Origin of the sequence: Chitinophaga tropicalis (assembly GCF_009758205.1) — a bacterium.
GTDB classification, from domain to species: Bacteria; Bacteroidota; Bacteroidia; order Chitinophagales; family Chitinophagaceae; genus Chitinophaga; species Chitinophaga tropicalis.
Genome location: NZ_WRXN01000017.1, coordinates 88,415 through 113,760 on the forward strand (window position 1 = coordinate 88,415; position 25,346 = coordinate 113,760).

The window sequence follows — 25,346 nt, forward strand, 5'->3', positions numbered from 1 at the left end:
ACAGGATGACTGATCATAAACGTCCCGCTCCTGAGAGCGGGACGTTTTTTATTACATTTGTCATTATGCTGCCAATGAACTTTTATAACCGTCCGGATGTGCTGACCATTGCCCGGGAGTTGCTGGGTAAGATCATTGTAACACGTTTTGATGGTATACTGACCACTGCCCGTATAGTGGAAACCGAAGCCTATGCAGGTATTACAGACAGGGCCGCCCACTCTTACGGCGGCAGGCGTACCAACCGTACAGAGATCATGTTCGGGGAAGCAGGAAGGGCATACGTTTACCTGTGCTATGGTATTCATCAGCTGTTCAATATAGTGACGAACGAAAAGGATATTCCGCAGGCAGTGTTGATCCGCGCAGCAGAACCTATTGAAGGCATTCCTGCCATGTTGCAGCGGACAGGGAAGAAGAACGCAGATTTTACGCTGACCCGTGGGCCGGGCAACGTGTCAAAAGCCCTGGGCATAAGAACGGCCCATACGGGACATTCACTGATGGCGGATGAATTTCATATCACTGCCGATAACTATATGCCGGCCCGGATAATGATCTCACCCAGGATAGGGGTGGATTATGCAGGAGAGGACGCCCTGCTGCCTTACCGTTTCTTCCTGAAAGACAACAGGTACGTAAGTGGTAAAATGTCAGGAAATATATATCTTTAGTTGACATATCCTCACACATACACCTATACTATTGTCATGCGAATACTTATTTCATGTGTTATGACCGGCAGTCTTTTCTTTTCTGCTGCAAATGCCCAGACCATCAGTGAACAGGCCCTGGCTAAAGGCCGGGAAGCTACACAGCTGATGGATGACGGTAAAATAGAAGAATCTATTGTACTGCTGAAAGAAGCGCAGCAGATGGACCCTGAAAATAACCTTTACACCTACGAGATTGCATTGGCCAGGTACCGGCAGCAGAACTATAAAGCCGTAATTGACCTGCTGAAGCCGCTTACAAAAAAGAAGAACTGTGATGCCCAGATATACCAGATGTTGGGTAATGCTTATGATGATGGCGGGAATCCTGAAAAAGCAATAGCTACATATGAAAAGGGAATGAAGATATTTCCTGATGCAGGACGGCTGTATGTAGAAAGAGGGCTGATGGAAATGAAAGCAAATGATTACAATAAGGCGCTGAAGTTTTTTGAAATGGGTATAAAGGTAGATCCGATGTATCCTTCCAATTACTATCGTGCTGCAAAGATATTCCTGGATTCAGACCAGGAAGTTTGGGGGATGATATACGGTGAGATCTTTGTCAACCTGGAACGGAACACAAAACGTACGGAGGAGATCAGTAAGCTGTTGTATACTACATATAAAGGAGAGATCAAATTCACCAACGATACAAGTTTTGCCGTGAGTTTCTGTAAGAATAATACTACTATTTATCTTGACGATAAAGCTAAAAAGAAGGACAGGTTGGACAACCTGATGGCACAGATGACAGCGGCGCTGACATTATCTTATGGCTCCAGGTATGAATTGGCGATGGCGAAGGCAATAACGGGAGAAAAGATCATCAACCTGTCTTCCCTGAACAGGATACGCGACAGGTTCCTGGATGTTTACCAGGCTGACAGTTTGCAGTCGGTCGTATTGTTTGATTACCAGCGGAAGATCAGGGACGCCGGCCACCTGGAAGCTTACAATTACTGGATACTGGCGCAGGCCGGGGGAGAGGAAGCTGAGATGTGGATATCTGCGCATGAACAGCAATGGAAAGATTTTATTGAATGGTTCAGGAACAACAGAATTGATATCTTGCCGGAAAAGGCTTTTTACAGGCTGAAGTATATAGCCGCAAACTGACCTGTTAACAAATGAAAAGAAGCCTTTACATTTTACTGCTATGGATTGGCCTGATATTCCTCATGGCCTGCCGGTGGTCTGCTGCTGAGCGGGATGCCCGTTCTGCTTTTAAAGGGACTGTAGCCCCGGAGGTAAGTCAGCAGGTACTGGAGAAAGAAGTGCACCGGTTCCTGGACTGGTATTCCGGCGCAGTAGATTCTCTTGTCAGTATTCAGCTGGTGGATAACTCCGGTGTGGAAGATACCGGTTATTACCGGGTGAATGCAGATAGCGCCGAGGCCTACCTGGCCATTATTGAAGCTTCCGGCATCTTTACCAGTGAATATATAGCAGATAAGAGGGCCTATTTCAGGTTGTGTGATGAAGAAATGAAGAAGGACAGCCTGCGGCAGGGTGGGTTGTATGAGCTGGATGCAGACCTGATCCTGCTGAACCAGGAATATGAGGAGGACAGCTTTAACTTCGATACTGTGTCATTCAGCAATTATGTGGATACAGAGAATGGCGCTTCCATCGATGTCACCCTGTTATATACCCTGCGGATGGATTTTGTGATAAAGGGAGATAAGTTGCTGATAGACAGGATAGATGTAGTAGATACAGAAAATGGTCAGGCTGGGGATGAATGACCTTATACACGGTTTTCATAATATTTTGATTTTCTCCCGCTTTAAAATACCTTTGGAACGCTTTCAAAAGTTGAAAAGAGAATAACATATTGTGGTAAAGTTTTTCCGTTCCGGCAACCCCCTGACGGTATTGCTGTTGTTAATATATACATTGGTGGTGAAGTTTTACTACCTGATCCATCCATCTACATTCCTGGCAGACGGGTCTGAAGGACTGTTATATGATCTGTTGGTAAAATGGATGGTGATGATCTTCGGGAAAAGCCCGCTGGTGTTCACCTCCCTGGCAATACTACTGTTACTGTTGCAGGCCCTGCTCATCACGAAGATCGTGAACCACCAGCGCCTGTTTGCCAAGCCTACCTACCTGCCCGCTATGAGCTACATGCTGTTCACTTCCTTGTGGCAGGGCTGGAATGTGTTCTCTCCCGGGTTGCTGGTAAACCTGGTGATGCTGTGGGTGTTTTCCAGTATTACGCTTCTGTACACCCGTACTTCTGCGAGGGACGTGGTATTCAATATCGGTTTTGCATTGGGAGTATGCGGCCTGTTTTACTTCCCCGCAATTGTTTTCTGCCTCTTACTCTGGTTGAGCCTTCTTATTATGCGTCCGTTCCGCCTGGCAGAATGGATCATTGCCCTGCTGGGACTGATCTGTCCTATTTACCTGCTGGGCACTTATCTTTTCCTGACAGACCAGTGGGACCTGGTGACCAGGATACCGCGTATCGGTATTCATATGCCGGTAGCAGAGCATTATAAGGTTTGGGGAGCTATCATCATCAGCCTGTTCTTCTTCATTCTGGGATGGTTGTTATTACAGCGTATCCTGAAAAAGATGCTGATCCAGGGCCGTAAGATCTGGAATGTGCTGATAGTATATGTGTTTGTAGCTATGGTGGTGCCTTTCTTCAATGTACAATTCTCGCCCGATTACTGGGTGCTGGCTATATTGCCCCTTTCCCTTTTTGTAGCCAACGCTTACTGGTCTATTGTCAACAATACTGTGGCTAATCTGATCCATATACTGACACTGGCTTATGTGATAGTTATGCAGTATTTCAGTGGCCGCTGACCCTTGCTTTTGTTAAAACCGGATGAACGGCCATTGAAATGTGCGGACGGCGCAGTAATTTTGTGCCTTTTCCGGTAATTTCGTACAACGGTCAAAAGCTGTTACATAGCCGGATATAGCATGAAATAATATTTTAGACCGTAACACTCAATAAATTAGATATGAAATTTGGCGTTGTCACCTTTCCGGGCTCTAACTGTGATCATGATATGATAGATTCCCTGCGTAAAGACCTTGGGCAGGAAGTTATAGAGCTGTGGCATAAGGACAAAGACCTGAGCATGTTCAGCAAAGAAGACTGCATTGTAATACCAGGTGGTTTCTCTTATGGCGATTATCTGCGTTGCGGCGCAATTGCCCGTTTCAGCCCTATGATGCAGAGCGTGATCGAGTTTGCCAACAAAGGCGGCCGGGTAATAGGTGTATGTAACGGTTTCCAGATCCTGTGTGAAGCAGGCCTGCTGCCAGGAGCTTTGCTGCGTAACGCCAACCAGCAGTTTGTATGTAAGAACATTTTCCTGAAGAGTGAAAATACGGCGGCATCTATCACCAAAGATGTGACAGGCCGTCCGTTAATGATCCCTGTAGCTCATGGCGAAGGCCGTTACTATGCGGACGACGCTACTCTGGAACAGCTTTTTGCCAACAACCAGGTACTTTTCCGCTATTGTGATGAGTTTGGCAATATTGTTGACACTGCTAACCCTAACGGAGCGATCCGCAACATTGCAGGTATCTGCAATAAAGAACGTAACGTGTTCGGAATGATGCCGCATCCGGAAAGAGCTACCAGCAACGTATTAGGTAATACAGATGGCCAGCTTATCTTCCAGAGCCTCATCAACAATAACTAACCAGTATTTCGCCGCCCGGAAGAAGGGCATATTATAGAAATCAGCCAACCAATTAAAAAAACCAGTATGAGAAAATTATTAACAGCCGTCTTATTGTTAGCACTGCCCGTACTGGCAAGTGCGCAGGTAGAGGACCCGGTGAAATGGAACTTTACCTCAAAGAAGATCAATGCCACAACTTACGAGCTGCACATGACCGCTACAGTTGAAAGCGGATGGCACCTGTACGCACAGGAGGCCGGTGAAGGTCCTGTCCCCACTTCTTTTGAGATCAGCAAAAACCCGCTGGTTGTTCCGGTAGGAAAGATCCAGGAAGTAGGTAAGCTGCATAAAGCATTTGATAAGAACTTCGATTCCGAGCTGAAATACTACGAAAACCAGGTGAACTTCATACAGAAGGTGACTGTGAAAGGTAAAGCCGCTACCAAAGTAAAAGGTAAGGTACAGTTCATGGTGTGCGATGACCACCAGTGCTTACCACCTAAAGATGTGGACTTTGCCATCAGCGTAGGAGGAAAATAATCTGATATCAACGGTCATTCGCTATAAGCAATTGTTTGAACGAGTTCTCCACGAGAACTCGTTCATTGTTTAGAATGATCCATAGTCTCTAAAGCCTATTATTTATATGAAGCATTTGCTTGCGTTTATTATGCTCATAGCTGCTGTACTGGGTGTTAAAGCACAGGAACAACCTGCACCTGCAGTTGCTAAATGGGAATATACAGCAGAGAAGAAAGGAGAACAGGAATATATATTGCACCTGAACGGTACGGTGGAAAAAGGCTGGAAGCTGTTTTCCACTACCATGAAGGATGATGAGCCCAATACGCGCGTGGTGGTTGACAGTGCAGCCACTCTCACAGGCATTACCGAAGAAGGTAGCCTGAAAAAAGCGCCGGAGCCCCTGTTTGACAACATTGAGATAAAATATTTTGAAGATAAGGTTTCATTGCTGGTAACCGTAAAACTGAACGGTGCTGTGAAGAAACTGGAAGGTGCGGTGAATTATATGGCGCTGAAAGGCGAGGAAGTGACCGGGCCTGAAGAAGTGAAGTTCAAATTCAACCTGGATGCTTCCGGCAACCTTGTCACTGCAGCTGCCGGCTTGCAGGAATCTGCCACGGCAGGACAATCGCTGAAACGTACTACTATTGATATAGAACATCCTGTAAGCAATTGCGGCGGACAGGAGAACACGAAGAAAAGCCTGTGGGGCCTGTTCCTGCTGGGAATGATAGGTGGTTTTGTTGCATTACTGACACCCTGTGTATTCCCTATGATCCCGCTTACGGTTTCTTTCTTCACCAAGAAATCACAGGAGAGGAAAACAGGTGTGATTAATGCCAGCCTGTATGGTTTCTTTATCTTCCTGATCTATGTGCTGCTCAGCTTACCTTTTCACTTCCTTGATTCACTGGACCCGGAAATACTGAATAATGTTTCTACCAACGTATGGCTGAACCTGATCTTCTTCGTGATCTTCATTGTGTTTGCGCTGTCATTCTTCGGGCTGTTTGAAATAACACTGCCCAGCAGCCTGGCCAGCAAAGTAGATGCAAAGACCAGTGTTGGCGGTATTATCGGTATCTTCTTTATGGCGCTGACACTGGCACTGGTATCTTTCTCCTGTACAGGTCCTATCCTGGGCTCACTGCTGGCTGGCTCCCTGTCAACAGACGGGGGCGCAATGCAGCTCACCGTAGGTATGGGAGGTTTTGGTCTTGCACTGGCCCTGCCATTTGCCGTTTTCGCCATGTTCCCGAACATGCTGAAATCACTGCCTAAATCAGGCGGCTGGCTCACCTCTGTGAAAGTAGTGCTGGGATTCATTGAAGTGGCAATGGCGGTGAAATTCCTGTCCAATGCTGACCTGGTAAAGCACTGGGGACTGGTAAAAAGAGAGATCTTCTTTGCGGTATGGATCATCTGCGGTTTCCTGATAGTATTGTACCTGTTAGGCAAGATCCGCTTCCCGCACGATTCTCCGCTTAAGAAGATCAGTACTCCGCGTTGGGTGCTGGCGTTGATCTTCCTGGCTATGACCCTGTACCTGGTACCAGGTGTGACCAATACAAAATACGCCAACCGTTCCCTGATCAGCGGTTTCCCTCCACCGTTAAGCTATAGCATTTACGGTGATGATGCTGCGAAAGGCGTGGAAGCAAATGTGGTGAACGACTATGAAGCTGCCCTGAAGCTGGCCAAAGAACAGAACAAACCACTGTTGCTTGACTTTACCGGCTGGGCCTGCGTAAACTGCCGCAAAATGGAAGAGAACGTATGGCCGAAGGAAGAAGTCAAGGTGTTAATAGAGAAAGAGTATATACTGGTATCATTGTATGTGGACGACCGGAAACTATTGCCCGAAGACCAGCAATTCCTCTTTACTACCAATACCGGCCGCAAAAAGGAGATCAAAACTATCGGCGATAAATTTGCTACCATGCAGACAGAGAATTTTGTGAATAACTCACAACCGTTCTATGTGTTGATCAGCCCTGATGAAAAACTGCTGACAAGGCCCGTAGGATATACCCCGGTTGCAAAAGAATATGCCGCCTGGCTGCAATGCGGACTGGATGCGTTTAAGAAAAGCAAATAAGTAATTCAGTATAATTTACAGATGGCCGCAATCGTCCGATTGTGGCCATTTTTGTGTCATAACCGGACATAATAATATTTTATATATTCTTAATCCATTGCTTTTTAATAGCTTTTTTGATGGTATTGCATTTGGATGGGTACATCCGGCTTCATAAAATGTAATATCATGTTCAGAAACTACTTTCGTACCGCATGGAGAAACCTGTTGAATAACAAAGTTTTTTCAGCTATTAACATTGGTGGCCTGGCTATAGGGATAGCAGCATGCCTGGTTATACTGCAGTATGTGGGTTTTGAAACAAGTTATGACCGCTTTCATGTCAATAGTGACAATATCTGCCGTGTTACAAAACAGTTTTACCAGGAAGGGGTACTGGCAGATCACAGTGCTATGACTTACACAGCCAATGCGCCGGCTATGAAAGCCGCTTTTCCGGAGGTAATAGGCGCCACTACTGTGAGTTATGTTTATGGCAGTGCAGTAATGAGTTATGAGAATGTGAAGTTCAATGAAGAGGCGGTATTGTTTGCCGATTCTGCATTTTTATCAGTATTCACCTTTCCCTTGCTGAAGGGAGAAAAGAATATTCTCAAAGAGCCTCATGTAGCTTTTCTCACACAATCAACTGCCAGGAAATATTTTGGTAAAGCAGACCCACTGGGCAAAGTGATCTGGCTGAATAAAGAACAGTACTACACTGTAAAGGGCATTCTGAAAGATGTGCCTGCAAACTCCCATATCAAATTCGATTTTGTGCTTTCTGCAAAATATGATCGTAACTGGAATAATTACGACTATTACACTTACCTGCAGTTAGCCCCTGGTACAAACGTAAAGGCGCTCGAAGCAAAGTTTGGAACGTTTGTAAAGAATAACGGAATGGACAGTGTGGAAACAAAGTTTAAGCTGCAGGCATTAAATGATATTCATCTGCATTCCAATATCAGGAATGAGATAGAAGTGAATGGTAATGTACGGTCAGTTTATTTCCTGTTAACCATCGCAGCATTTATACTGGCTATTGCCTGGGTGAATTATATAAACCTGTCAACCGCCAAAGCCAATAAGAGGGCCAGGGAAATAGGCGTACGTAAAGTAGTGGGAGCAGGGAAAGGGCAGCTGGTAAAGCAGTTCCTGACAGAATCCTTTATGATCAATATAATAGCTGCTGTGCTGGCGGCACTGTTGCTGGTATTTGTATTACCTTATTATAAACAGCTGACAGGCCGTCCTTTATGGGTAGGAGGGAAGGCCGCTTACTGGTTTGTATTTATTGCTGTTTTCCTGTCAGGAGCATTCCTTTCAGGCCTTTATCCAGCGTTGGTACTATCTTCTTTTAAACCTGTTTTTGTTTTGAAGGGAGTGAGTAAATCACCCGGCGGACAACTGATGCGCAAGACACTGGTGACCATCCAGTTTGCCGCTTCTGTGATCCTGCTGATAGGAACGTTCACCGTTTTTCACCAGCTGCAGTACATGCGTAGTCAGGACCTGGGTATGAATATGGAACAGGTGCTGGTAGTGATAGGCCCTAAGACAATTGATAACAGTAAGATCAAAGCGTTCAGAAATGAAATGTCCAGGCAGAAGGATGTGAGCGGGGTCTGTGTTTCCTCCAATGTGCCAGGTAAAGAGATATGGTCTGCCAATCCGGCGTTGCGCCTGGGACAGGAAGAGAAGGAAGGAGTGAATGTGAAGCGTATCATTCTTGATCAGGAATTTATTAGAACATTTAAAATACCACTGATAGCCGGCAGGAATATATCTGAGAATGGCACGGCAGATATAAGGGATGCTGTTATGCTGAATGAAGCGGCCTGCAGGGCGCTGGGGTTCAGGAATCCTGAAGCTGCTATTAATGAGCGTATTGTTACCCAGGGTGATACGCTGAATGTTGTAGGTGTATTGAAGAACTACCACCAGGTATCATTACAGAAGAATATAGAGCCTATCGTGTTCACTATGGGAGGTTCATACAATAACTTCTTCTCCATGAAGATAAACACCCGGAACCTTGATAATATTATGCGTTCCGTTAAAACAACCTATGCAGGTTTCTTTCCGGACGATCCTATTGAGTTCTTTTTCCTGGATGATTTTTTTAACCGGCAGTATCAGGCAGATCAGCAGTTGGGCAGTATTTTCCTTTGCTTTGCATGCCTGGCTATTTTAATTGCCTGTTTAGGTTTGTTTGGGCTGGCTTCCTTCACTATTACGCAGCGTACCAAAGAAATAGGTGTACGTAAGGTATTGGGGGCTTCTGTAGGTAATATTGTATTGTTACTATCAGGCGAGTTCCTGAAGCTGGTGTTGATCTCTTTTGTGATAGCATTGCCGCTGGCAGCTTATGTTATGCATTTATGGCTGCAGGATTTTGCTTACAGGGTAACGCTGGCATGGTGGATCTTTGTACTGTCTGGCGGGATTGCGTTGCTGATAGCAGCTTTGACAGTGAGCTTCCAGGCGGTGAAGTCTGCGTTGGCCAACCCGGTAAATAGTTTAAAAAAGGAGTGACCGGCTTTGCCGGCCACTCCGGGTATTTTTAGAACTGATAGTTCACTAATTCAGGTACAGCTATTTTTTCCTGCGTACCCGTCACCATATTTTTTACACTTACCATATTCTCTGCCATCTCACTTTCACCCATGATGATCACATAGGGGATATTGCGTTTATTGGCATATTTCATCTGTTTGTCCATTTTTGAAGGCTCATGGAACAGTTCAGCTGAAACACCTTTTTCACGCAGTTGCATGAGCAGTTTAAATAAGGTGCCGGTTACTTTCTCATCCAGGTTGAAGAAAAGTACCTGGGTGCCTTGCTGTGCAGTAGCGGGGAAGAGTTGTAGTTCTTCAAGCACATCATAGATGCGGTCTACGCCGAAGGAGATACCTACACCGGAGAGACCTGGCAGGCCAAATAAACCGGTAAGGTCATCATAACGGCCGCCACCGCCGATACTGCCCATTTTAACAGCAGGTGGCGCTTTTACTTCCACAATCATACCTGTGTAGTAGTTCAGGCCGCGGGCCAGTGTTACGTCCAGGATAGGAGTGGTGTGGAAAGCGTCAGGCTGTGTATGTAATACGTAGGATAATTCTTCTATGCCTTTGAGGCCGGTGGCTGAGTCTTTGAAGAGAAGGGCAAGTTGTTGCAGTTTCTCCTCATTGGTTCCGCTGATATTAAGGAAGTTTTCAATAGTAGTTATTTCCGGATCTGATAATCCACGTTCCTGGAGTTCTTGTTTAACACCATCAAGTCCTATTTTATCCAACTTATCTATGGAAATTGTGATATCAGTCAGTAGAGCAGGTTGGCCTACTATTTCTGCCAGCGCTCCAAGTATTTTACGGTTATTGATACGGAGCTCATACCCTTCCATTCCCAGCTTAGTGAAAACGGTATCATATATGAGTAACAGTTCTATCTCATTAAGTAATGAATTGCTACCTACCACATCGGCATCGCATTGATAGAACTCTCTGTAACGACCTTTAGCTGGACGATCACCTCGCCATACCGGCTGCATCTGGTAGCGTTTGAAAGGTAGCGCCAGTTCATGCTGGTTCATCACTACATAACGGGCAAACGGAATGGTGAGGTCATACCGGAGTGCTTTTTCACACAGCAGTATTCCCAGTTCACGGCTATCTTTGGCCTGTTGCGCACGGCCCAGGATATCTCCGTTGTCCAGTATTTTAAAGATCAGTTTATCTCCTTCTTCTCCGTATTTACCGGTGAGGGTATCCAGATTCTCCATAGTAGGGGTTTCCAATGGCTGGAAGCCAAACCGCTCAAATGTTTCGCGGATGGTCTGGAAGATATATTGCCTTTTTCTTACCACTACAGGCCCAAAATCGCGGGTACCCTTCGGTATACTGGGTTTGATCATTCTTATTCAGTTATGCTGTAAGATATTTATATTATGCTTATCGGTTACTTTTTGCCGGCCAGGATCTTTTCACATGCCTCATATATCATATGATATACGGGTTCGAAAAGAGCGTCATCGTACCAGGGATCTGGTACCGGTTGCTGATTATCCAGCAGTAGCTGTACTTTATCCCTGTCTGCCGTTGTTCTGGCTTTGAGCAATACGTCCCTGTAATTGTTCAGGTCCATGACAAAGATCCTGTCGAAGTTATCAAAATCTTCCTGCTGGAATTGCCTGCCCCGGAGCCCGGAAATATCCACACCATGCCGGTGACCTACTTTCACGGAGCGGTGGTCTGGCGGGTCTCCCACATGCCAGTTACCTGTTCCTGCTGAATCTATTTCCCAATCCAGCCCTTTCTCTGCTGCCAGGTGTCTTAAAATGCCTTCTGCCAGGGGCGAACGGCAGATGTTGCCCAGGCATACCATCAGTATTTTCATAATTTCCGCAAACCTACAAGATTTTAACATTATTTTATCCTGCCGCTGAAAATCGCTTCCCGCGTGGCCAATGCCCGGTTTGCCGCAACGACGGTTTATGGAATTATTCTTTTTTTGCATCTTATAGTAAAGGGAAACCTGATACTATACTTTCATTTTCTGCGTATATATTCACATGATAATCCAGCAGATAGCATAAGAAAGGAAGTATTTAACAACCCTTTAACAAGTTCTTGTTTAATTAACTGTAGATTGAATATGAAAAAATGTGTGTATGCCCGACGCTTATAAAAGCTGCTGTAGTGGCTGCTTTTAAGTAGCAGTAACGGTATAGTTGGCATGTTTTTTTAACAATCCTCTAAAAGAACAGGTATTTGTTTGGAAATTTTTTTTTGTATACTTGTAATTCGCTAACAATGCTAATGCAACAAAAGGAATTTGGAAACGGACGGACCCGGGTAAATTATCGTTCACTGGGAGAATTGATCAGAGGTATATTTTTTCTGCTCTTTGGCCTATATGCAATTTTCGCGCAGAAATATAATCTTGGTCGTTTTGATTTCTCGCAGACTGTTCTGAATATTTTAGGAGGAGTACTAATTGCGTATGGCCTTTTCCGTGTATATAGAGGGGTAAGGTACTTATTTACTAACAGGGATTAAGATAGACGAGCATATGTTTTTCAGGATAATCAGAATAACCCGGTTTTCTGTTTTCACGTTAGCAGCAATCGCTTTACTGGCATCATGCGGACCAGCCAACAAACCAGGCGAAGAGCGGGATACGCCAACATCCGGCACCATTCGTATCAGTGTCGATGAAACTTATAAGCCATTGATAGAAGCTGAAATTAAGGTGTTTGAATCCTTATATAAAAAGGCTCATATCATTGCAGAATATAAACCTGAAGCAGAATGTTTCAGGGACCTGCTGGCAGACAGCTCACGACTGATCTTTGTAACACGGGATTTCAGCGATAAAGAAAAAGCGTATATAAGAGAAGAAAAGAAGATAAAGCCGGAAAGCCTGTTACTGGCTTGGGATGGGGTAGCACTTATTGCCAATCACAGTAATCCTGATTCTATCCTCACTTTAGACCAGGTGCGGAAAATTATGGACGGCTCCGACACAGAAAGAAAATGGCAGGTTGTTTTCGATAATCAGAATTCAAGTACTGTAAGATATATCCGCGATTCTATCAATAAAGGTAAACCGTTACCAACAGATGTGATGGCCGCGAATACCAATCCTGAAGTGGTTGATTATGTGGCGAAAATGAAGAATGCATTGGGAGTGATAGGAGTAAGCTGGATCTCTGATCCAAATGACTCCACGACTATTGAATTTACGAATAAAGTGACGGTGGTAAAGGTGCGTGCTGATTATGGTTCGGAATTTGTAAAACCATATCAGGCGTACATTGCTCTCGGCTCTTATCCGCTCAAACGTGGTTTATTCTACTGTTTAAAAGAACCATATAACGGATTGGGATCTGGGTTCGCCACTTTCCTGGGAAGTTATGAAGGACAGATGATCATTGGAAAATTCAGACTGTTCCCTGCGAGGTTGAATATCGTGTTCAGGGAAGCGAACATTAAGTAAAAAACTAACACAACTAAAATTTAAAACCGGATTGCTCATGAACAGACGGAAAAGTTTAATTGTTGCAATGCTGTGCGTCGCGAATGGCGTTATGGCCCAATCTGTTGAAGATGGATTGAAAGACCTGTATTATGGCAAGTATGAAACAGCCAAACAAAACCTGGAGAAAGTAATTACTGCTAAACCTACTGATGACAGAGCATATTATTACCTCGGGATTGCGCAGCTGGGTATGCATGATGATGCCGGTGCAGCTGCTACCTTCGCAAAAGGATTACAGGCAGTTCCTACCTCTGCTTTATTGCAGGCAGGTCTGGGCCGTATTGACCTGATGAAGGGCGATGCTGCTGCAGCAAAACAAAAATTCGAAGCCGCTTCTACTACCACTGAAGGACGTAATGGTGATGTTGCACGTGCTATAGCTGATGCAAACACTGAGATTAAGGGCGGTGACCGCGGTTATGCACTGACAGTAATGGAGAAATTACTGAACAACGAAGGCCGTAAAAAGAAAGAAGTATATACTCCGAAAGCAGTAGATTATATCGAGCTGGGTGACGCTTACCGCCTGCTGGGTGGTGAGAACGGTGGTAAAGCCATCACTTCCTACGATAAAGCGCTGGAACTGGAACCAAACAATGCTGAAGCTGTAATGAAGCAGGGTCTGGTAAACTATAACGCTAAACTGCTCCAGGACGCGGTGAATGATTTCACCAAAGCCACTAACATGGACCCGCAGTATGCTCCTGCTTTCTATGAACTGTACCAGTTCTATATCACGCCAACCAAAGCGCAGTTCTCCCTGGAGAATGCAGCTAAATATCTTCAGCAGTATATGGCTGTTGTAGGTGAAGGTGCTGGTAAAATGGAAAACGAGTATAACCTGGCTGCTATCTCTTTCTACAAAAAAGACTATGATGCAGCTATCAGCAAAGCTAAAAGCGTACTGCCTCAGACCACAGAAGGTAACAAAGGTAAATTTGTACGTCTGCTCACAGATGCTCACCTGCAGAAAGGTGATACCGCTACCGGTAAAGCAGTGATCGAAGAATATGCAAAAAGCGTTGGCGAATCCAAACTGCAGCCAAACGACTATAAACTGCTGAGCGCTGTTTACCAGGCTTATACTCCTGATTCAGCACAGGCAGAGATCAATGACTCCCTGGCTTCACTGTACCTGGAGAAATATGCACTGGCCGACACCGCAAAAGATGTTGAAAAATACAGGAACGTAGCTGAAACATTCAAGAATATGCGTGATTTCAAACGCTCTGCTGAATGGTATGGCCACCTGATCAACGACTTCACTGACGAGCAGAACACCGGTAAGATCCAGGACATGTTCTACAAAGGAACATGGGAGATCTATGCAAAACAATATGACAAAGCTGATTCTACCTGGGGTGCTTTCGCTGCAAAATATCCTGCACAGGAAGCACTGGGTACTTACTGGAGAGGCCGTGCAAACATGGCAAAAGATCCGGAGGCAAAAGCAGGTACTGCCATTCCTTACTTCACCAAGTTCTTTGAGCTGAAAGGTGATGAGAAAATGAAGCCAAATCAGCTGATGTTCCCTTATCAGTATATGATGATCTACTACTACAATAAGGATGATCAGGCAAATATGAAGATCTGGATGGACAAAGTATTGTCTATCGATCCTAATAACGCTACTGTAAAAGCTATCCAGGAAAACCAGGATAACAAGAATAAAGCTGCCCAGGTAAAACCTGCTCAGGGCAACAAAAAATAATCAGGACTGATTACAGTCATAAAAAGGCCTCCTGCCCACGGCAGGAGGCCTTTTTTATTGCCGATTGGCGAAAAAAGATAATATTTTAATTCCTCATAGATTTGATTTTTACGATAGTTAGCCTATTTTTGCTCATTCGGAGAACGTTATTTATCAGGGAAGCTTATGTTTACAGACACAGTATTATTGTCAGCAACTACTCCTTTCAGCTATTTTCCCATTGTATTGCAGTTATGCGCTGCATTGGGCTTTGTAGGTCTCACAATGTTCGCTACCCACTTTCTGGGGCCAAAACGTAAAACCAGCGACAAACTTGTTACCTTTGAAAGTGGAATTGAACAAAAGGGTAATGCCCGCCAGCCAGTAGCCATTAAGTACTTTCTTACCGCCATTTTGTTCGTACTTTTTGACGTTGAAGTCATCTTCTTTTATCCTTATGCGGTGAACTTCAGGGAATTAGGTTGGGATGGCTTCCTGGCCATGCTGCTCTTTGTAGCGTTCTTTCTGGGCGGTTTCTTCTATATTCTGAAGAAAGGAGCACTGAAATGGGAAGACTGATTTTTATATAATTGCGGATACAGCCTTGCCAACGGCTGGCAAAGGTGTGTGCGTTTAGGTCAAATCTGAATCTGAAATCTTTAAATCTGACATGGTATGGCACGTCCGGTCCAGTATAATGAAAAAGTGAAGACGGTTGAAATACCCGATGGGTATTCCGGGGAAGGATTTTTTGCTACTTCTTTTGACAAAGCAATAGGTCTGGCGCGTAAGAACTCCATATGGCCACTGCCCTTTGCCACCTCCTGCTGTGGTATCGAGTTCATGGCAACGATGGCCTCTACATATGATATGTCGCGTTTTGGCTCTGAAAGGATGGCATTCACTCCCCGTCAATGTGACCTGTTGATGGTAATGGGCACAATTTCCAAGAAAATGGGCCCGGTTTTACGCCAGGTATACCTCCAGATGGCGGAACCCCGCTGGGTAATGGCCGTTGGCGCCTGCGCCAGCAGTGGTGGTGTATTTGATACCTATTCTGTGTTACAGGGGATAGACCAGGTAATACCTGTAGATGTATATGTTCCAGGTTGTCCTCCGCGTCCTGAAGCCATTATAGACGGCTTTATGCGCATCCAGGAACTGGTAGGCCAGGAAAGCCTGCGTCGCCGTAATTCAGACAAATACAAGGAATTACTGAACTCCTACGGTATTCAGTAAATAAGGTTATAACAGAAAGGTCATATCCGCGAAAAGTCAAATCTGAAATCACAAATTGGAATCGTAATGTCTTTGACAAGCGACTATATAAAACAAAGGTTAACAGACAAGTTTGGTGAGTCAATCAGCCAGGTAGAAGAGTCCTTTGGAGTCTTAGCCTTTACCGCACCTAAAGACCTGAACCTGAAAGTAATGCAGTTCCTGTACGATGATGAGGAGCTGCAATTTCGTTTTTTAACAGACCTCACTGCTGTTCATTATCCCGACAGAACAGGAGAGGAGCTGGCAGTTGTATATCACCTCTACAATTTCAAAGAGCGTGTAAGACTGCGTTTAAAGGTATATACCAGTGTGGAAGATCCCCGTGTATTTACGGCAACCAGGCTGTATGAATCTGCTAACTGGATGGAAAGGGAGACATATGACTTCTTCGGGGTGAACTTTGTAGGACACCCTAACCTGAAAAGGATCCTGAACGTGGACGAAATGACCTATTTCCCCATGCGTAAGGAATTTCCGCTGGAAGATCAGACCCGTACCGATAAAGATGATGAAATGTTCGGCCGCGGCGGGCATATTGGCATATAATTAATTTATTCGTTTGAACATGTCAGAGCAGCAACATATAACACTGCCGGAAGGCTCCATAGAGAGACAGACACAAACCCTTAACCTGGGCCCGACCCACCCCGCCACTCACGGGGTGTTCCAGAATATCCTGGAAATAGACGGTGAACGTGTAGTCAGTTCAGAATCCACTGTAGGATATATTCACCGTGCATTCGAAAAAATAGCTGAACGCAGGCCTTACTACCAGATCACTCCACTGACAGACAGGCTGAACTACTGTTCATCCCCTATCAATAACATAGGCTGGCACCTGACAGTAGAAAAACTGCTGGGTATACAAACACCTAAACGTGTCGATTACCTGCGCGTGATCATCATGGAACTGGCCCGTATCTGCGACCACCTTATCTGTAACGGTGTGGTAGGTGTAGATACCGGCGCTTTTACCGGCTTCCTCTATCTCATGAAATACCGTGAGCTGGCTTATGAGATCTATGAAGAGATATGCGGCTCCCGTCTTACCACCAACATTGGCCGTATAGGCGGTTTTGAAAGGAACTTCACACCTGCCGCCTTCGAAAAAATAGAACGTTTCCTGAAAGAATACCCGGTTGCACTGAAAGAGTTTGAAAGCCTCATGACCCGCAACCGTATCTTCATGGAAAGGACCCAGGGCGTTGGACCTATCTCCGCAGAAAGAGCCATGAACTATGGCTTTACCGGTCCTAACCTGCGTGCTGCAGGCGTTGACTATGACTTGCGCGTAGCCCACCCTTACTCCTCTTACGAAGATTTTGACTTTACAATACCTGTTGGCACTACGGGCGACTGCTACGACCGTTTCCTGGTGCGCAACGCTGAAATGTGGGAAAGCCTCAGTATTATCCGCCAGGCAATGGATAAGCTGAAAGACCTGCCCTCAGATGTATATCACGCAGATGTACCTGCCTATTACCTGCCTGAAAAGAAAGATGTATACACCAAAATGGAAGCACTGATCTATCACTTCAAAATAGTGATGGGTGAGTCCGATATCCTGCCTGGTGAAGTATACAATGCCGTTGAAGGCGCTAACGGCGAATTAGGGTTCTACCTGATCAGCGATGGCGGCCGTAGCCCTTACAGACTGCACTTCCGCCGGCCCTGCTTTATTTACTACCAGGCTTATGCTGAACTGGTGAAAGGAGCCATGCTGAGCGATGCTATCATCTGTCTGAGTAGTCTGAACCTGATTGCAGGTGAACTGGATGCTTAATTATTAAATTTTTTCTTTCATAGTTATGTTTTCTGAAGAGAAGCTGAATAAAGTAAAAGAGATCATCGCCCGCTACCCGCAAGGAAAGCAGAAGAGTGCATTGATTCCCGTGCTGCACCTTGCACAGGAGGAATTTGGCGGCTGGCTGAGCTCGGAAACCATGGATTACGTGGCTTCCCTGCTGCAGATCACGTCCATAGAAGTGTATGAAGTGGCTACCTTTTACTCGATGTTTAACCTGCAGCCGGTAGGCAAGCATGTATTTGAAGTGTGCCAGACAGGCCCCTGCATGCTGCGTGGCTCAGATCAGATCATTGACTATATCAAAAAGAAACTGGACATCGGTGTAGGTGAAACTACAAAAGATGGCCTGTTCACCCTCAAGACAGTGGAATGCCTCGGCGCCTGCGGATATGCTCCTATGATGCAGCTGGGTAAACACTACCGGGAACACCTGACACCAGAGAAGGTAGATGCCATTATCGAAGAATGCAGGGCTAAAGCAAACTAAATTATTGAATGACCAGGCCCGGCCTGGTCTGCAATCATAAAAAGTAAGATGGGACGCAAACTACTTTTTGACAAAGCGCACATAGAAGGTATCCGTTATTATGACGTATACCGTGCCAACGGCGGTTATGGTTCGGCTGAGAAGGCGCTTAAAAGCATGACGCCTGAACAGGTGCTGGACGAAGTGAAGAAGAGCGGTCTGAGAGGCCGTGGCGGCGCCGGTTTCCCTACCGGTATGAAATGGAGCTTCATTGCTAAACCGGAAGGCGTACCCCGTTACCTGGTATGCAATGCCGACGAATCTGAACCAGGTACGTTCAAAGACCGTTACCTGATGGAGTTTATCCCTCACCTGCTGATAGAAGGTTTGCTGATATCCAGTTATACCCTGGGCTGTAACAGCTGCTATATCTATATCCGTGGTGAATACGCCTGGATCCCTGATATACTGGAACAGGCCATCGCTGAAGCTAAAAAGAACGGCTGGCTGGGTAAGAATATCCAGGGCACCGGCTTCGATCTTGAAATATATGTACAACGTGGTGCCGGCGCTTATATCTGCGGTGAAGAAACTGCCCTGATAGAGTCCCTCGAAGGTAAACGCGGCAACCCACGTATCAAACCTCCGTTCCCCGCCGTAAAAGGTCTGTGGGATTGCCCTACCGTGGTGAACAACGTTGAAACACTGGCCACCGTAGTACCTATCCTGCGCATAGGAGGTGATGAGTACGCAAAATACGGTACCGGCAAATCTACCGGTACAAAACTGATCTCTGCCTGTGGTAATATCAACAAACCAGGAGTGTACGAGATAGAAATGAACATCTCTGTAGAAGAATTTATCTACTCTGACGAATACTGTGGCGGCATTGCCAACGGCAAGCGCCTGAAAGCCTGCATCCCCGGCGGTTCTTCCGTACCTATCCTGCCTGCCAACCTGCTGCTGAAAACAGCTAAAGGTGAACAGCGCATGATGACGTATGAAAGCCTGGCAGACGGCGGCTTTGCTACCGGTACCATGCTGGGTTCCGGTGGTTTCATTGTACTGGATGAAGACCAGTGTATCGTGAAGAACACACTTACCTTTGCCCGTTTCTACCATCATGAAAGCTGCGGACAATGCAGCCCCTGCCGCGAAGGCACCGGATGGATGAAACGTGTGCTGCATAATATTGAGCACGGTAAAGGTAAAATGAGCGATATAGACCTGCTGTGGGATATTCAGCGTAAAATAGAAGGTAACACCATCTGCCCGCTGGGCGATGCTGCTGCCTGGCCGGTAGCTGCTGCTATCCGCCATTTCCGTGATGAGTTTGAATGGCACGTGCTGCATCCTGATGAAGCTACCAAACGTAATTACGGTCTGGCACACTATGCCGACCCATTAGAAATTGCTGCTCCTGCCGCTGTATAAGAATCATTTAAGCGAAGCAAAATGGCTGAAGAAAAGAAACTCTTTAAGGTTAAGATCGATAATATCTCCGTGGAAGTGGAGCCTGGCACAACCATCCTCAACGCTGCCCGGCAGATCGGTGGAGATATCGTGCCTCCTGCAATGTGTTACTATTCAAAACTGAAAGGCAGTGGCGGTAAATGCCGTACCTGCCTGGTGAAAGTAACCAAAGGGTCTGAAGCAGATCCCCGTCCCATGCCTAAACTGGTGGCCAGCTGCCGTACTACCGTAATGGATGGTATGGAAGTAGCCAATATCACCTCTCCCGAAGTGCAGGAAGCACGTAAGGGGGTAGTGGAATTCCTGTTGCTGAACCACCCGCTGGATTGCCCTGTATGCGATCAGGCCGGCGAATGCCACCTGCAGGACCTGGGCTACGAGCATGGCGCAGACGGCACCCGTTACGAATTTAAACGCCGTACTTTCGAAAAGATAGATATCGGCGATAAGATACAACTGCACATGACACGCTGCATACTCTGCTACCGTTGTGTGTTCACTGCCGACCAGCTGACAGAAAAACGTGAGCATGGCATACTGGGACGCGGAGAAGCTGCAGAGATCAGCACTTACATTCATAAAGCGCTGGACAATGAGTTTATCGGCAACGTTATAGACGTTTGCCCGGTAGGCGCACTGACAGATAAAACCTTCCGCTTCAAGAACCGCGTATGGTTCCTGAAACCTGTAGATGCTCACCGTAACTGTGAGAATCCCAAATGCTGCGGCAAGACCGTACTCTGGATGCGTGGCGATGAAGTGTTCCGCGTTACCGCCCGCAAGGACAAATACGGCGAAGTAGAAGACTGGATCTGTAATACCTGCCGCTTCGATAAAAAAGAAGCGAAAGACTGGGTGATAGAAGGACCACGTGCAGTAGAACGCCACAGTGTAATTTCCCAGGGCCACTACGTTGGCGTTACCAAGCCCAAAGATACACTGACAGAAGTACTGGACGGCCGTAAGCCTAAGCTGTTGATGGACATTCACAATGTCAGTGAAGTGAACAGGCCGGGAATAGACCTTTCAGCTATACAGGGACCGGCACACTCTGACGACTTTAACAAGAAATGATTAAATAATTAACTGACGGCAGCTTTTCTTCGCCCCGGCGGAAAATCCCGGACAAGTTCAAGCAGCTAACCGTAATTGATAATTTGTATGACAATAGACTGGTTCTTTATCCTTGAAAAGATCTTGCTGATATCAGGCGTACTTGCAATATCGCTGATAGTAGCCATGTATTCCACATGGGGTGAGAGAAAGGTGGCAGGTGTAATGCAGGACAGGATCGGCCCTAACAGGGCCGGCTTCATGGGATTGCTGCAACCGCTCGCAGATGGTGGAAAACTGTTCTTTAAGGAAGAGATCATACCCGGCAGTTCCAACCGTTTTCTTTTCATATTAGGCCCTTCCCTCGCCATGATGGTGGCCTGTATGACCAGCGCGGTAATACCCTGGGGAGATACACTGACCATTGCAGGACGTACTATATCCCTGCAGGTGGCAGACATCAACATCGGTATCCTCTATATTTTCGGCGTAGTGAGCTTAGGCGTTTACGGCATCATGCTGGGCGGCTGGGCTTCCAACAATAAATACTCCCTGCTGGCATCTGTGCGTGCAGCATCCCAGATCATTTCCTACGAACTGGCAATGGGCCTGTCCCTCATAGCACTGCTGATGATGACCGGTACACTGAGCATTAAAGAGATAGTAGAACAACAGCGTCACAGCTTGTGGAACGTACTGTACCAGCCACTTGGCTTCCTGATCTTCCTGGTATGTTCTTTCGCTGAGTGTAACCGTACTCCGTTTGACCTTCCCGAAGCTGAGAATGAGCTGAACGGCGGTTATCACCTGGAGTATTCTTCCATGAAGCTGGGCTTTTACCTGTTTGCTGAATATATCAACATGTTTATCAGCTCTGCGCTGATGTCCAGCCTGTACTTTGGTGGATACAGCTTCCCTTATATGGACAGCCTGGGCCTGAGCCCTAACCTGACCACCATACTGGGTACAGTGGCGCTGTTCGTGAAAATCATTTTCTTCCTGTTCTTCTTCATGTGGGTACGCTGGACCATCCCGCGTTTCCGTTATGACCAGCTGATGCGTCTGGGTTGGAATATCATGATCCCGCTGGCGCTGGCCAATATGCTGATAACAGGTGCGATCGTATTATATCGCAGCACACATTAATTGACGACTTTTAAAACGCATGATATGCAAGCTTTAACGAATAGGGCAAAACCGGTAGACCGCAGGCCCATGACATTTATGGAGAAGATCTACCTGCCGGCTATTGCGAAGGGAATGGGTATCACTCTCAAACATATATTCCAGAAGAAGGAAACAGTACGCTATCCTGAACAGAAGAGGCCTTTCAGCCCTGTGTTCCGCGGATTGCACGTACTGAACCGTGACGCGGAAGGACGTGAGAACTGTACCGCCTGTGGATTATGTGCTGTAGCCTGCCCCGCTGAAGCTATCACTATGGAAGCAGCCGAAAGAAAACCAGGTGAAGAGAACCTGTACCGCGAAGAGAAATATGCTGCCCGTTATGAGATCAACATGCTGCGTTGCATTTTCTGCGGTTTTTGTGAAGAGGCCTGTCCTAAAGATGCTATCTATCTGACAGAAACATTTGCACCCGCTCACTACAAACGTGAAGGGTTCATTTATGGCAAAAAGGATCTGCTGGTCCCAATGCCCGGAGAAAAGAAATAAGCATTAAAAAGAAAGAGCATAAATCACAATAGTTTTATATAGCAATGGGAATGAGTTTACAACAAATCGTTTTCGGGGTACTTTCCATCATCTCTATTATATCCGCCCTTGGCGTGATACTCAGCAAGAATCCCGTAACCAGCGTCCTTTGCCTGATCGTAACCTTTTTCACCATAGCAGGGCATTATATCATGCTCAACGCGCAGTTCCTGGCCGTGGTGCACATCATAGTATATGCAGGCGCTATCATGGTACTGTTCCTGTTCGTGATCATGCTGATGAACCTGAATGCAGAGATAGAACCTCAGAAACGAAGCTGGCTTAAATACGCCGGCGCAATCAGCGGTGGTGCATTATTGCTGGTATTGCTGGCTGCTCTCCGTGAAGCCAGCGTTTCTTCCCTGCAGCCCGGAGCTGTTGAAATAGGGCTGATCTCCAATCTTGGCAAAACATTATTCAGTACATACGTTCTTCCTTTTGAAGTGAGCAGTATCCTGTTCCTCAGCGCAATGGTAGGCGCCGTGGTGATCGGGAAGAAAGAAGGTCATGAATCATAAGTAAGATACCATATTCTGAAAACTAACAATCCAATATAAAATGCCTGTTCAATATTATATTTTCTTAAGCATTGTGCTCTTTTGTATAGGAGTGATGGGAGTGCTGATGCGCAGGAATGCCATCATCATTTTCATGTGTGTGGAGCTGATGCTGAATGCTGTAAACCTCCTGATGGTAGCCTTCTCTAAAATGTGGGCAGACGCAGGCCGTGTAGACGCTGCAGGGGCACAGATCTTTGTATTCTTTATCATGGTGGTAGCTGCGGCAGAAGTGGCGGTAGGCCTGGCCATTATTGTAATGGTATACAGGAAATCGCAATCAGTGGATATAAATATCATGAACAGGCTGAAGAATTAATAGCCTGATCGTAATTGTTGTAAATCGTAATTAGTATTTGAATAGATGATACATCTAGTTTGGCTGGTACCATTTTTACCATTATTAGGATTCCTGGTGAATGGATTGGGAAGAAGATACCTTTCCAGATCACTGGCGGGTATTATAGGAAGCGGGGCCGTCCTGGCTGCTTTTGTTGTTAGCTTACTGATCTTCCTGGATGTTGTGAAACAGCCGGAAGAGTGGACAGGCCAGGTGGTTACATTGTTCGACTTTATTTCGGCAGGCACGCTGCATATCCCTTTTGCTTTCCAGGTAGACCAGCTGAGCGCTTTATTCCTCCTGATCATTACAGGCGTAGGCTCCCTGATCCATATTTACTCTACTTCTTACATGCATGATGAGACCAGCGAAGGGTTTGCACGTTACTTTGCTTACCTGAACCTGTTCGTCTTCTCTATGCTGATCCTGGTACTGGGCGCCAACTACGTGATGATGTTCATCGGCTGGGAAGGTGTAGGCCTTTGCTCTTATCTCCTGATAGGCTACTGGTTTAAGAATACCAATTATGGCAATGCCGCCAAGAAAGCTTTCATCATGAACCGTATCGGTGACCTCGGCTTCCTGCTGGGTATCTTTACCATGATAGTGGCCTTCGGCAGCGTTTCTTTCTCAGAAGTGGCTGATAAAGCTGCAGTACTGGGACCCAACAATAACACAATAGCTATTATAGCACTCCTGCTTTTTGTAGGTGCGGCAGGTAAATCCGCTCAGATACCTTTATATACCTGGTTACCGGATGCGATGGCGGGTCCTACCCCCGTATCTGCACTGATCCATGCTGCTACGATGGTGACTGCCGGTATCTATATGATAGCCCGCAGCAACATGCTTTATACCCTGGCTCCCTGCATACAGACCGTTGTAGCTGTAATAGGCCTGGCAACTGCTGTACTGGCGGCTACCATAGCCCTGAAACAGGATGATATCAAAAAAGTACTGGCCTATTCTACCGTGAGCCAGCTGGGTTACATGTTCCTGGCGCTGGGTGTAGGTGCCTATACCACCGCTGTGTTCCATGTAATGACACACGCATTCTTTAAAGCATTATTGTTCCTCGGTTCCGGCTCTGTGATCCACGCAATGGGTGGCGAGCAGGATATCAAAAAAATGGGGGGACTTAAAAAATATATGCCGGTTACCCATGTAACCTTCCTGATAGGTTGCCTGGCCATTGCCGGTATACCGGGTCTTTCCGGTTTCTTCTCCAAAGATGAAATACTGGCGCATACATTTGTCTCAAATAAGCTGATGTACGCTATCTCGCTGCTCACAGCGCTGATGACCGCCTTTTACATGTTCCGTTTATACTTCATCACTTTCACCGGCAAATTCCGCGGTACGCACGAGCAGGAGCATCATTTGCATGAAAGCCCTGCAGCAATGACCATTCCGCTGATAGTACTGGCTATCCTTTCTGTGATAGGTGGTTATGTTGGCTTACCGGAAGTATTTGGTATGGGTAACAAGCTGGAAGAATACATGGCGCCGATCTTTAAACTTTCCGCGCCTTTTGCCCATGTGCATGAGCATTTGTCGCACAACACCGAATGGCTGCTGATGGCGCTCAGCTCCGTACTGGTGATCATCACCATCTTCTTTGCACGCAGTCAGTTCCGTAATTATGAAGATAACGGTGAGGTACGTACCGGCCTTGCCAAAGTGCTGGAAAACAAATGGTATGTGGATGAACTGTACGATGCTATCATAGTAAAACCTCTCGGGTTATTGAGTAAGTTCTTTGAAGACGCAATAGAAAAGTCTGGTATAGACAGGCTGGTGAACGGGGCAGGACGTCTGGTGCATTGGGGTAGCCAGCAGGCACGCTTGCTGCAGAACGGACAGGTAGGTTTCTACATATTCGCCATGGTTATCGGAATGGTAGTTTTATTCGTGATTGGTTTTCTATTTAAATAGTAAATAGCTTGTTTG

The 25,346-nt window shown here is 46.1% G+C and carries 24 protein-coding genes; 22 read left to right on the forward strand and 2 right to left on the reverse strand.

The features are described 5' to 3' along the window. The first annotated feature begins 5 nt into the window (after positions 1-5). The 8 genes from GO493_RS27030 (at position 6) to GO493_RS27065 (ending at position 9,512) form a co-directional block, all read left to right on the forward strand. A complete protein-coding gene (locus GO493_RS27030; RefSeq protein ID WP_232539130.1) occupies positions 6-674 on the forward strand; it encodes a DNA-3-methyladenine glycosylase in 669 nt (222 codons plus the stop codon). A gap of 36 nt (positions 675-710) precedes the next feature. Then, positions 711-1,832: a tetratricopeptide repeat protein gene (locus GO493_RS27035; RefSeq protein WP_198315844.1), complete on the forward strand. Its 1,122-nt coding sequence runs from the start codon at positions 711-713 to the stop codon at positions 1,830-1,832. 11 nt (positions 1,833-1,843) lie between these two features. Beyond that, the gene (locus tag GO493_RS27040; RefSeq protein WP_157309359.1) at positions 1,844-2,461 is read left to right on the forward strand and encodes a hypothetical protein; all 618 of its coding nucleotides are present in this window, start codon (positions 1,844-1,846) and stop codon (positions 2,459-2,461) included. A gap of 91 nt (positions 2,462-2,552) precedes the next feature. Then, positions 2,553-3,536, forward strand: a complete 984-nt coding sequence (locus GO493_RS27045; RefSeq protein WP_157309360.1) for a hypothetical protein — start codon at positions 2,553-2,555, stop codon at positions 3,534-3,536. Positions 3,537-3,697: 161 nt separating this feature from the next. Next, on the forward strand, positions 3,698-4,390 hold the full coding sequence (purQ, locus tag GO493_RS27050; protein ID WP_157309361.1) for a phosphoribosylformylglycinamidine synthase subunit PurQ: 693 nt from the start codon (positions 3,698-3,700) through the stop codon (positions 4,388-4,390). Between the two features lie 66 nt (positions 4,391-4,456). Further along, positions 4,457-4,912, forward strand: coding sequence for a protein-disulfide reductase DsbD domain-containing protein (locus GO493_RS27055; RefSeq protein ID WP_157309362.1), 456 nt, complete (start codon positions 4,457-4,459; stop codon positions 4,910-4,912). Between the two features lie 106 nt (positions 4,913-5,018). Next, positions 5,019-6,995: a protein-disulfide reductase DsbD family protein gene (locus GO493_RS27060; protein ID WP_157309363.1), complete on the forward strand. Its 1,977-nt coding sequence runs from the start codon at positions 5,019-5,021 to the stop codon at positions 6,993-6,995. 168 nt (positions 6,996-7,163) lie between these two features. After that, the gene (locus tag GO493_RS27065; RefSeq protein ID WP_198315845.1) at positions 7,164-9,512 is read left to right on the forward strand and encodes an ABC transporter permease; all 2,349 of its coding nucleotides are present in this window, start codon (positions 7,164-7,166) and stop codon (positions 9,510-9,512) included. Between the two features lie 28 nt (positions 9,513-9,540). On the opposite strand, the gene hisS is transcribed toward GO493_RS27065, so the two are convergent. Then, positions 9,541-10,890: a histidine--tRNA ligase gene (gene hisS, locus GO493_RS27070; RefSeq protein ID WP_157309365.1), complete on the reverse strand. Its 1,350-nt coding sequence runs from the start codon at positions 10,888-10,890 to the stop codon at positions 9,541-9,543. A 44-nt stretch (positions 10,891-10,934) separates the two neighbouring features. Then, a complete protein-coding gene (locus GO493_RS27075; protein WP_157309366.1) occupies positions 10,935-11,372 on the reverse strand; it encodes a low molecular weight protein-tyrosine-phosphatase in 438 nt (145 codons plus the stop codon). A 675-nt stretch (positions 11,373-12,047) separates the two neighbouring features. Between GO493_RS27075 and GO493_RS27080 the strand changes: the two genes are divergently transcribed. The 14 genes from GO493_RS27080 to nuoL all read left to right on the forward strand — a co-directional run bounded on the left by GO493_RS27080 (position 12,048) and on the right by nuoL (position 25,331). Then, complete coding sequence (locus GO493_RS27080; protein ID WP_157309367.1) at positions 12,048-12,974, forward strand: substrate-binding domain-containing protein; 927 nt, start codon at positions 12,048-12,050, stop codon at positions 12,972-12,974. Positions 12,975-13,011: 37 nt separating this feature from the next. After that, positions 13,012-14,727, forward strand: a complete 1,716-nt coding sequence (locus tag GO493_RS27085; protein WP_157309368.1) for a tetratricopeptide repeat protein — start codon at positions 13,012-13,014, stop codon at positions 14,725-14,727. A 165-nt stretch (positions 14,728-14,892) separates the two neighbouring features. Continuing rightward, the gene (locus tag GO493_RS27090) at positions 14,893-15,285 is read left to right on the forward strand and encodes an NADH-quinone oxidoreductase subunit A (RefSeq protein ID WP_157309369.1); all 393 of its coding nucleotides are present in this window, start codon (positions 14,893-14,895) and stop codon (positions 15,283-15,285) included. Between the two features lie 96 nt (positions 15,286-15,381). Beyond that, on the forward strand, positions 15,382-15,945 hold the full coding sequence (locus GO493_RS27095) for an NADH-quinone oxidoreductase subunit B (RefSeq protein WP_157309370.1): 564 nt from the start codon (positions 15,382-15,384) through the stop codon (positions 15,943-15,945). Positions 15,946-16,011: 66 nt separating this feature from the next. Continuing rightward, complete coding sequence (locus GO493_RS27100; RefSeq protein ID WP_157309371.1) at positions 16,012-16,533, forward strand: NADH-quinone oxidoreductase subunit C; 522 nt, start codon at positions 16,012-16,014, stop codon at positions 16,531-16,533. Positions 16,534-16,552: 19 nt separating this feature from the next. Next, positions 16,553-17,770 carry an NADH-quinone oxidoreductase subunit D gene (locus tag GO493_RS27105; RefSeq protein ID WP_157309372.1) on the forward strand — a complete coding sequence of 406 codons (1,218 nt, stop codon included), beginning with the start codon at positions 16,553-16,555 and terminating at the stop codon, positions 17,768-17,770. Between the two features lie 25 nt (positions 17,771-17,795). After that, positions 17,796-18,281 carry an NADH-quinone oxidoreductase subunit NuoE gene (nuoE, locus tag GO493_RS27110; RefSeq protein ID WP_157309373.1) on the forward strand — a complete coding sequence of 162 codons (486 nt, stop codon included), beginning with the start codon at positions 17,796-17,798 and terminating at the stop codon, positions 18,279-18,281. A 48-nt stretch (positions 18,282-18,329) separates the two neighbouring features. Continuing rightward, positions 18,330-19,694, forward strand: coding sequence for an NADH-quinone oxidoreductase subunit NuoF (nuoF, locus tag GO493_RS27115; RefSeq protein ID WP_157309374.1), 1,365 nt, complete (start codon positions 18,330-18,332; stop codon positions 19,692-19,694). A gap of 21 nt (positions 19,695-19,715) precedes the next feature. Then, the gene (locus GO493_RS27120) at positions 19,716-20,807 is read left to right on the forward strand and encodes a 2Fe-2S iron-sulfur cluster-binding protein (protein WP_157309375.1); all 1,092 of its coding nucleotides are present in this window, start codon (positions 19,716-19,718) and stop codon (positions 20,805-20,807) included. A gap of 87 nt (positions 20,808-20,894) precedes the next feature. Continuing rightward, positions 20,895-21,932 (forward strand): NADH-quinone oxidoreductase subunit NuoH, encoded by a 1,038-nt coding sequence (gene nuoH / locus GO493_RS27125; RefSeq protein WP_157309376.1) that lies wholly within the window; start codon positions 20,895-20,897, stop codon positions 21,930-21,932. A 24-nt stretch (positions 21,933-21,956) separates the two neighbouring features. Beyond that, positions 21,957-22,460, forward strand: coding sequence for an NADH-quinone oxidoreductase subunit NuoI (gene nuoI / locus GO493_RS27130; protein ID WP_157309377.1), 504 nt, complete (start codon positions 21,957-21,959; stop codon positions 22,458-22,460). A 50-nt stretch (positions 22,461-22,510) separates the two neighbouring features. Beyond that, positions 22,511-23,017: an NADH-quinone oxidoreductase subunit J family protein gene (locus GO493_RS27135; protein ID WP_157309378.1), complete on the forward strand. Its 507-nt coding sequence runs from the start codon at positions 22,511-22,513 to the stop codon at positions 23,015-23,017. Positions 23,018-23,057: 40 nt separating this feature from the next. Continuing rightward, complete coding sequence (gene nuoK, locus GO493_RS27140; RefSeq protein ID WP_157309379.1) at positions 23,058-23,375, forward strand: NADH-quinone oxidoreductase subunit NuoK; 318 nt, start codon at positions 23,058-23,060, stop codon at positions 23,373-23,375. A 45-nt stretch (positions 23,376-23,420) separates the two neighbouring features. Then, the gene (gene nuoL / locus GO493_RS27145) at positions 23,421-25,331 is read left to right on the forward strand and encodes an NADH-quinone oxidoreductase subunit L (protein ID WP_157309380.1); all 1,911 of its coding nucleotides are present in this window, start codon (positions 23,421-23,423) and stop codon (positions 25,329-25,331) included. Positions 25,332-25,346 lie beyond the last annotated feature (15 nt).

Coding starts and splice junctions, on each gene's coding strand:
- GO493_RS27060 (WP_157309363.1), top strand. CDS start 5,019: ATGAAGCATTTGCTTGCGTTTATTATGCTCATAGCTGCTGTACTGGGT.
- GO493_RS27075 (WP_157309366.1), bottom strand. CDS start 11,372: ATGAAAATACTGATGGTATGCCTGGGCAACATCTGCCGTTCGCCCCTG.
- GO493_RS27040 (WP_157309359.1), top strand. CDS start 1,844: ATGAAAAGAAGCCTTTACATTTTACTGCTATGGATTGGCCTGATATTC.
- GO493_RS27085 (WP_157309368.1), top strand. CDS start 13,012: ATGAACAGACGGAAAAGTTTAATTGTTGCAATGCTGTGCGTCGCGAAT.
- GO493_RS27120 (WP_157309375.1), top strand. CDS start 19,716: ATGGCTGAAGAAAAGAAACTCTTTAAGGTTAAGATCGATAATATCTCC.
- purQ (WP_157309361.1), top strand. CDS start 3,698: ATGAAATTTGGCGTTGTCACCTTTCCGGGCTCTAACTGTGATCATGAT.
- nuoI (WP_157309377.1), top strand. CDS start 21,957: ATGCAAGCTTTAACGAATAGGGCAAAACCGGTAGACCGCAGGCCCATG.
- nuoE (WP_157309373.1), top strand. CDS start 17,796: ATGTTTTCTGAAGAGAAGCTGAATAAAGTAAAAGAGATCATCGCCCGC.
- GO493_RS27030 (WP_232539130.1), top strand. CDS start 6: ATGACTGATCATAAACGTCCCGCTCCTGAGAGCGGGACGTTTTTTATT.
- hisS (WP_157309365.1), bottom strand. CDS start 10,890: ATGATCAAACCCAGTATACCGAAGGGTACCCGCGATTTTGGGCCTGTA.
- nuoK (WP_157309379.1), top strand. CDS start 23,058: ATGCCTGTTCAATATTATATTTTCTTAAGCATTGTGCTCTTTTGTATA.
- nuoL (WP_157309380.1), top strand. CDS start 23,421: ATGATACATCTAGTTTGGCTGGTACCATTTTTACCATTATTAGGATTC.
- GO493_RS27095 (WP_157309370.1), top strand. CDS start 15,382: ATGGCACGTCCGGTCCAGTATAATGAAAAAGTGAAGACGGTTGAAATA.
- nuoF (WP_157309374.1), top strand. CDS start 18,330: ATGGGACGCAAACTACTTTTTGACAAAGCGCACATAGAAGGTATCCGT.
- GO493_RS27090 (WP_157309369.1), top strand. CDS start 14,893: ATGTTTACAGACACAGTATTATTGTCAGCAACTACTCCTTTCAGCTAT.
- nuoH (WP_157309376.1), top strand. CDS start 20,895: ATGACAATAGACTGGTTCTTTATCCTTGAAAAGATCTTGCTGATATCA.
- GO493_RS27055 (WP_157309362.1), top strand. CDS start 4,457: ATGAGAAAATTATTAACAGCCGTCTTATTGTTAGCACTGCCCGTACTG.
- GO493_RS27100 (WP_157309371.1), top strand. CDS start 16,012: ATGTCTTTGACAAGCGACTATATAAAACAAAGGTTAACAGACAAGTTT.
- GO493_RS27080 (WP_157309367.1), top strand. CDS start 12,048: ATGTTTTTCAGGATAATCAGAATAACCCGGTTTTCTGTTTTCACGTTA.
- GO493_RS27035 (WP_198315844.1), top strand. CDS start 711: ATGCGAATACTTATTTCATGTGTTATGACCGGCAGTCTTTTCTTTTCT.
- GO493_RS27105 (WP_157309372.1), top strand. CDS start 16,553: ATGTCAGAGCAGCAACATATAACACTGCCGGAAGGCTCCATAGAGAGA.
- GO493_RS27065 (WP_198315845.1), top strand. CDS start 7,164: ATGTTCAGAAACTACTTTCGTACCGCATGGAGAAACCTGTTGAATAAC.
- GO493_RS27135 (WP_157309378.1), top strand. CDS start 22,511: ATGAGTTTACAACAAATCGTTTTCGGGGTACTTTCCATCATCTCTATT.